General features: G+C 43.6%; 5 protein-coding genes. All 5 read right to left on the bottom strand.

The window, feature by feature from the left end; genetic code table 11:
- A partial coding sequence (locus PX484_RS05395) for an Rqc2 family fibronectin-binding protein (RefSeq protein WP_288103086.1) occupies positions 1-1,524 on the bottom strand: 1,524 nt, incomplete at its 3' end.
- A 409-nt stretch (positions 1,525-1,933) separates the two neighbouring features.
- Entirely contained in the window at positions 1,934-2,608 is a 675-nt protein-coding gene (locus PX484_RS05390) for a DevA family ABC transporter ATP-binding protein (protein ID WP_287766169.1), read from the bottom strand.
- 48 nt (positions 2,609-2,656) lie between these two features.
- A complete protein-coding gene (devC, locus tag PX484_RS05385; protein WP_287694431.1) occupies positions 2,657-3,853 on the bottom strand; it encodes an ABC transporter permease DevC in 1,197 nt (398 codons plus the stop codon).
- Complete coding sequence (locus PX484_RS05380; RefSeq protein WP_287694433.1) at positions 3,850-5,172, bottom strand: ABC exporter membrane fusion protein; 1,323 nt, start codon at positions 5,170-5,172, stop codon at positions 3,850-3,852. Before PX484_RS05380 ends, devC begins: the two co-directional genes overlap by 4 nt.
- Positions 5,173-5,250: 78 nt before the next feature.
- Positions 5,251-6,276: an SGNH/GDSL hydrolase family protein gene (locus PX484_RS05375; RefSeq protein ID WP_272105020.1), complete on the bottom strand. Its 1,026-nt coding sequence runs from the start codon at positions 6,274-6,276 to the stop codon at positions 5,251-5,253.
- Positions 6,277-6,284: the final 8 nt, after the last annotated feature.

Below are 6,284 nucleotides of genomic sequence, written 5' to 3'. Positions count from 1 at the left end.
TGTACCGGGGGTTAAACGGAGTAAAACGTGACTACCAGCGATTTCTTGACTATGAAACCAGATATCGTAATCGCTGGCGCTACGAAAAGTTAGCCGATCATTTTGACGGTTATTTCTGCCAATCCATAATTCTACTCCAGAAGGAGTAGTAAAGCGCATGGGTTCGGATTCTTTGTTATTCGTCCGATTACGCTGGTAATTGCTTTCTAGATACTTCTGTTGAATTAATTCTTCTTGTATCTCGTCTAGGGCCTGTAAATCTTCGCTGCTGCTATAATTTTCTAGTTGACTTAAACTCGATCGCACTTGTTCGAGATAATTAATTTCACTGACCACTTCCTCTAATAAAGGTTCCACCGCTAACCGCGCCCTTTTTAATTTCTGATGTTGTTTATAAAAATATTGGGCATTCTGCACGGGATTTCTTTCGGGATCGAGAGGAATAATGACAGGGTTTCCTGTCTGGAAATCCGCCAAACTAATGCTAGTCATTCCCTGCTGTATTTGCTGCAGATTTGCCATTAATAAATCCCCTTGCTCTTTATAGCGATCAGCATGAGCAGATTCTGCTAGTCTTGTTTGAAATCCCGCCGCTTTAGTTTGCAGTTTAGTCAGTAAAGAGATGACTTTTTGATTTAATTTTTGCTGTAGTTGTCGAAAGCTTTCTTGATTAATTTGGTCGCTATAATAACGGTTTAATAATTCTTGAACATTTTTAGCCGCTGCCAGTATCTCCCCACCGATCACCGTATAACCTTCTCTTGTCCATCCGGGTTGAAAGGTGTTATTTTCCAAGATTTTTAACCATTCTTGCCAAACTGAAAAGAGCTTTTCCCAATCAGTATTATCTAACTGATCCGTGTTTAATTTCGGGTTAATATTGGCTTTTTGCAACAGCGATCGAGCGATGACCGGACTAACACCACGATAGGTACTAACTAACTGTTTTTCGATAGTTTTAGGGATTAAACTAACTCTGGCTTGCCAACTGCTCAAGGATTCTTCTAAACTGGGATTTGTTGCCAATAAAACGGGGGGTAGTTGATAGATTTGTCCCGTTTGTACGGTGCGAACACTGGACTGGGTGGCATTGACTTGATGGGCAACGGTGACAATTTGATTGTCAGCCGCAGTTAAAATAACATTGCTATATTTGCCCATAATTTCTATATACAAATGCCCCAGGGCCGGATCATCGGGACGTTGGGCAAATTGCAGATCGATCACTCTTTCCCACGGGGCAACAAATGCTAATTTTGTCAGCGCCAAACCATTGAGTTGATGACGCAATTGATCGCTGAAAGTGAAGGTATCAGGGACTTTCGGCGGTGGATCACCAATATGCAGCCGCGCTCCTTGGGGATGCCAAGAAATAATTAACCATCCCTTGCGATCGAAGGTTCGTAAATAGAGGGCGATCGTTTGGCGATCAATTTGATACACTTGTTCTAGTCTCGCCGGCAGCCAAGTGGCGGCAATTTCGGCACAAGTGGCGCTGAGGGTGGTAAAGTCTACGGATTGCATTTTCAGGATTCAGGAGATATTCTCGATGCCAAAGTTGGCACCGCCAAGCATGAAAATATCATAGCTTCCCACTAAGTAGTCGTGCAAAATTAATTTCCTAGTCGAGATAGGAGACAGGAGACAGGAGACAGGAGACAGCTATCAGTTATCAGATTTGAGTTTTAAGTGAGCAGCATTGAATAGAAGTTTCCTACTGTCTTTTCACTGATTAATGATTACTGTTTACTAATCACAGCAAAAAGCGTTCGTGTTAGTGAGCTTGTCGAACTACTGATCTCACGCCGAAGTCTGACGTCTTAGATGTGTAATTAATTTTGCTTAGGTACTTAAGGCTAAAACAAAAAAATTGTTTCCTCAATTAAAAACGGATTTGGTCAGCTGCCCGCGCATTTAAATTGCTTGTTGATCATTAGCAACCGCACAAGCGTCCATCTTCCATGTGAACAATGCGATCGGCAATATCTAAAATCCGATTATCGTGGGTGACGAGTACAATAGTACGGCTCTGTTCTTTGGCTAAACGTTGCATCAAATTCACCACGTCTCGTCCCGTTTTACTATCGAGGGCGGCCGTTGGTTCATCGGCTAAAACTAATGGGGGATTACCGGCCAAAGCTCGCGCGATCGCTACCCTTTGTTTTTGTCCCCCAGATAAGCTATCTGGATAATAGTCGATCCGATGTCCTAAGCCGACTTCTTCTAATATCAAAGCGGCGCGTTCTTCCGTTTCCCGCCCGCCGAGATTTTCCTGAAGCTCGATCGACATTTGTACATTCTGTCTTGCGGTTAGAAAGGGTAACAAATTATGGGCTTGAAAAATATAACCAATTTGACGGCGGGTTTGGACTAATTGTTCTTCACTAGCCCCCCGTAATTCTTTTTCAAAATGCTGTAAGCTTCCTTCTTGAACAGAGCGTAGGCCACCGATTAAGGATAGTAAGGTTGTTTTTCCGGAACCAGAGGGGCCAGTTAAAATAACGATCTCTCCCTCTTTGATTTTTAAGTTGATCTGAAACAGAACTTGTTTTTTCAGCGTTCCTTGACCGAAATAGTGATTGAGGTTTTGAATATCAATAATGTCCATAGACAGCCTCTTTCCTTGAGATGAGGTGTGGATATCTGTTTCTTTCTTCTAAAAAATATCGGCTGGATCGGCATCTTGCAATTTTTTAACAGCAGTGGCTCCTGAAACGAAGGCCATGACTAAGGTTAAGATAAAGACAAAAACCGCTCGATCAAGCGACATATTGACAGGTAATAAGGTGGCATTTTTAGTAAACTCATATTGAATATTAGCGATCAAAAAACCTGGAATATATCCGAGAACAGCAATTAAAAAAGCCTGTTGTAAAACCATTGATAAGAGATAGCTATGACGATAGCCCATCGCTTTTAGGGTGGCGTATTCTGAAAGATGTTCCGAAACATTTGTATAGAGAATTTGATAAACTACCACCACACCAACAATAATTCCTAGAGCAACTCCCAGGTTAAAAATAAACCCGATCGCCGTGCTAGTTTGCCAATATTTTTTTTCAAAGTTAACAAATTCGCTTTTCGACAAAACTCGAACATCTTTTGGCAAGTATTTTCTGAGTTTTTCTAGGGTTTTTTGAATATCTTGATCTGGTTTTAGTTTAATCAAACCCACATCAATAAAGCCTTTTTTGCGATTATCAAAAATTCGTAAAAAATTTATATGGCTAGTCACTAAATTTCCATCGGAGCCAAAGGAAGTCCCAAACTGAAATAAACCCACCACATTAACCTTGCGATTTCCGTTGGGATTTCCCAACTCTGTGCTTACGCTTCCATCCCTGCGAAAATCTTGGGCAATTGTCCCGAATTCACTACGAGAACCCTGATCAAATAATACCGTATTAGGCATTTTTAATTTCTCGATATTTTCGGTAATTCCAGGCAAATTGAGTACGGGGTGTCTCAGATTAATACCAAGGACAAAAATATTACGCCAATAATTACGAGTATTAGGATTTTTCCATTGAGCAAAATCGAGATAAATCGGGCTAACGTAATCGACTTCATCAAAAGCAAGTGATTGTAAAAGTCGTCGTTCTGGGAAACTTTTCATCGCAATTAAGGCAGTCGAGCGAGGACTGATTAAAAAAATATCTCCTTGTAAACTTTGATGGAAACGAACGGCACTATCGAAGAGAGCATCGCGAATCCCCAACTGCATAAAAATAATCACCACGGAAAAAATTACGCCTGAAAGAGCCACCAGTAGACGAACTTTTTGATGCTTTAGCTGTAGCCAAGCCGTGGCTAACTTAGTGCCTCGTTTCTGGAATAATTTTCGCTTATTCACTTGGTTTCTCCTTGATTTTGGGCATTGCTATCCTCAATTACCACCGTCACTTCCAAATTGCTTAAGCCAGATACTTGGGCGCTCGATTCGGGGGTAAGGCGAATTTTCACTTCCACTACCCTGGCATCGGCATCGGCTACCGGATCAGTACCAAGAACATTTTGCCGGCCCACTTGTAAACCAATTTCGCTAACAACTCCCGTTAATTCTCCGGCTAAACCATCACTCCGAATCGTAGCGGTTTGTCCGACGCGCACCCGTTGAATGTCTGTTTCGTAAACTTCTGCGCGAACATACATTTCCCCAGTTTCACCTAAATCAACAATCCCCTCATTGCCGACAACTTCTCCGGGCCAGGTACGAATTTTCAGAATTTGACCGCTTTTTGGTGCTTTTACATAGGCTAGGTTTAATTCGGCTCGGGCCCGTTTTACCAAGGCTTGATCAGATATTAATTGGGCTTCGGCAACTTGGACATCGACAGGACGAACTTCGGCGACCGCTTCTAAAGCCGCTTGATTGGCTTTGATCTCTTGAGCAAGGGTGGTTCGGGTGCGATCAAGATTGGCTTTGGCCTCCTGAATACGTTGCTTCATGGTGCGCTCAATTCGATTCAGATTCGCTTCCGCTTCTTGTAAACTTTTAGCTATGGTTTCGGCTTGTAGACAAAAGCGGTCCCGTTCTTGCTCCGGTACAGCCCCATCTAGGTACAGGGTTTGATAACGGCGGCAATCCGTTTGTGCGTTGATTAATTCGGCCCGAATTCGTTCGATAGTTGCCTTTCGGGCCGAGGTTTCCCCTTGTAACTCCGCTTCTAAACTGGCAATGGTCGCCTGTTGGGTAGCAATCTGTCCCCTTAATTCCGCTCGTGTTTTTTGGAAACGAGCATCTTGTGCGGCCACATCTCCCTGTTTTGCCCCCGCTTTAACTTGCGCTAAACGGGCCTCGGATATTTTCCTCTGGGCTTCGGCTTGGGTTAAAGCGGCTTGAAGGCGCTCATGGTTGTCTAAAATTGCGATAATTTGACCATTTTTCAGATGATCTCCTTGTTTTACTAGGAGTTGGGCTACCCTCGTTCCCTCCATGAAAGCAGGGGCCGAGATTTTAATCACTTCTCCCTTGGGTTCGAGATAGCCTCTGGCGGAGATAGCAGTGGGACTAATCTTCGATGGGGAATAAATCGCCGCCGGAGCGGGGCTATTCCCTCGAAAACGTAAGAGAAAATAGGTAGCACTTGAACCAGTTAATATAGCAACTGTAATGACAGTAACACTTGTTATCCAGCCTCTAGGTTTCACAAAAAATGCAGATTTAACCATTGTTTAGTTGATTCTAACCAAAAAATAAGGGCAAAACAGGAAACTACCGAGACTGTACAAAGGCCGACGGGGAAGGAGTTAGGGATTTTTTCGGATCATTCGACCGATGAAAGCAAGGGCAGAAACGAAGAATATAGCCCCACCGGTAGCTGGTTCGGGGGTGGACTGTAAGCTCGATTGAGCAACGGCGGCGATTGCTCTTTGTCCGGCGGTCGAGGGATGGAGTTGATCCCAAAAAAAGTAACTATCGGGATCACTACAAACACTCACAACCGGATTAGTGACTAGACAGGGTTCTGTTACGTTACTAAACCCAAAACGAGCGGGATTGGCTTGTAATTGGTTGAAACTATCCCAGAAATCTAGAGTCATAATTTTTACCTGGGATCCAAAGGTTGTTTGCAAATGGTTGATTCGAGTAAATAGCAGCTCTCGATGCTCTGTGGTGAAGTGATTGAGAGCCGCTTCTCGTCCGGTCCCTTGCACAAGAGGCACTTTTCCTAAATCGAAAAGATTACTGACCATGATTTGGCTGGCCCCCATGCCAACAAGAGCGCGAATAGAAATTTCTAGATTGTTCACCGCCTCTACTGGCTCAGTGATGCCGCCAAACACATAGTCATTAGCTCCGGCAGCGATGATATATAATCCCCGAGGATCGGCGACCGTTACGCTATTAAGATATTGATTGACTTGCGTGAGGACTCCTGGCCAACTTGGATTAATCGTGTTCAGCGTCCCCGTATTCGCTCCGCCAAAAGCAAAATTGGTGGCGGCATTAACCGTTAATCCCAGAGATTGGGCTAGATATTCCACCCAAACCGGGCCATTGGTAAAACGTCCCTCGGCATACAGGGGAACCGGTGGAAATGCTCCACCAGTAGCCTGATACACTCGACCTATATCTACGTTGCTGTCACCAAAAACATAGATTTCATCAATGTTAAAGCTACTCGCTTGAACCGAAGATTGTATTACTCCTGCACAGAGTAAGGAAAGAGAACCAATCCCAAAAGCTTGAAAGGTTATTGTTCGGAGAGGATGTGTCCTCAACCAATATTCAGGAAAAATAAGCGAGACAGATAACCTTTTACTTGTGGACATATCTTGAG

Source organism: Microcystis sp. M49636_WE2, assembly GCF_030065375.1.
GTDB lineage: Bacteria > Cyanobacteriota > Cyanobacteriia > Cyanobacteriales > Microcystaceae > Microcystis > Microcystis aeruginosa_C.
Note: the sequence above shows the minus strand (reverse complement) of the source record. Positions and strands in the feature narration are given on the sequence as shown.